Annotated in this window: 2 protein-coding genes; both read left to right on the forward strand. The window is 37.0% G+C overall.

What is annotated here, in order from left to right:
- Positions 1–557 (forward strand): sensor histidine kinase (locus tag A5875_RS03105; protein WP_176244609.1); only part of this gene is annotated, 557 nt, incomplete at its 5' end.
- 9 nt (positions 558–566) lie between these two features.
- Positions 567–1,320, forward strand: a 754-nt coding sequence (locus A5875_RS03110; RefSeq protein WP_088932245.1) for a response regulator transcription factor, incomplete at its 3' end; no start/stop codon positions are given.

Raw genomic sequence — 1,320 nt, forward strand, 5'->3', positions numbered from 1 at the left:
CTTTAAATTCGATTGCTCGAACTGCTTATTTCGAGAATTCTCACACAACTGAAGAACTGATCTACTGTCTTTCAGATATTTTACGTTATACCTTAAAATCAGAGAACCAATTACACACGATCGAAGCAGAATTGGATTACATTAATAAGTATTTGTATATTCAGAAGGTTCGTTTTAAAGATCGTTTAAATTTTGAAATAAATATCTCAGAAGAATTGCTGCCGCAGCATATTTTAAATATGACGCTGCAACCAATTGTAGAGAATGCGCTTATACATGGTATTACCCCGAAAAGAGATGGCGGAAGTCTAAAAATTTATTCGGACAACGAATGCAAAGATACAGTCATTATTTATGTTGAAGACGATGGTAATGGTTTTCCGCAAAGTGTATTAACAGCAGTACGCAAAAATGGGACAATCAATCAAACGAACAGTTTGGGGTTTAAAAGCACTGATCGTCGCTTGAAGCAGTATTTTGGTGATGACTATGGCTTGTTTATAAAAAAATCTGATTATAGTGGAAGTATTGTTGGAATAAAGTTTCCAAGAAATTAGGTGGGAAATATGGATCGAATTTTAATTGTTGAAGATGAAGAATTGGAAAGAAATTTCTTGCAATCGCTGATCGAGACAAAGATTACAGAGGAATGCCTTGTTTGGAGCTGTGCCACCGGCACACAGGCGGTTGAGCTGGCACAAAAGCATCGACCGAATATCCTGTTTTTAGACATATTAATTCCAGAAAAAGATGGTTTGACTGTCTTGAAGGAGGTTCGGAGCTTTTTGCCAGAAGTGACGGTAGTGATACTATCCGCCTTTTCCGAGTTTTCTTATGCCCAGCAGGCGATTGACTTGAAGGTGTTCAAGTATTTACTGAAACCTGTTAAACCAAGAGAGATCGAGAGGGTGCTGCAACTTGTTGTTGACCAGCAAAAAAAGGCAGTAGAAACTACGACAGAAACACCTGTGAACGAAAAAACAGAAGAAACGTTAGGGTTTGTTCGAGAGGCAGTCCGCTTCATTCAAAAAAATTATCGTGAGAAATTGACACTAGAAATGGTTTCGGCTCATGTTTACATGAACCCGCAATATTTTAGTCGAGTTTTTAAAAAAAGAATCGGAGTTTCTTATACGGATTACGTCAATAATTTACGAATTCAACATGCCTGTAAATTGCTGGAAACCTCGGATTTTCCATCTTATCGTATTTCTAATGAATGTGGATTCAATGACCCATCTTATTTCAATCGAGTGTTCTTTAAGCAAATGAAGACAACTCCTAATAAATATCGAAAGCTATCCCATCAACAATTTTCTT

Origin of the sequence: Enterococcus sp. 3H8_DIV0648, assembly GCF_002140655.1 — a bacterium.
GTDB lineage: Bacteria > Bacillota > Bacilli > Lactobacillales > Enterococcaceae > Enterococcus_A > Enterococcus_A hulanensis.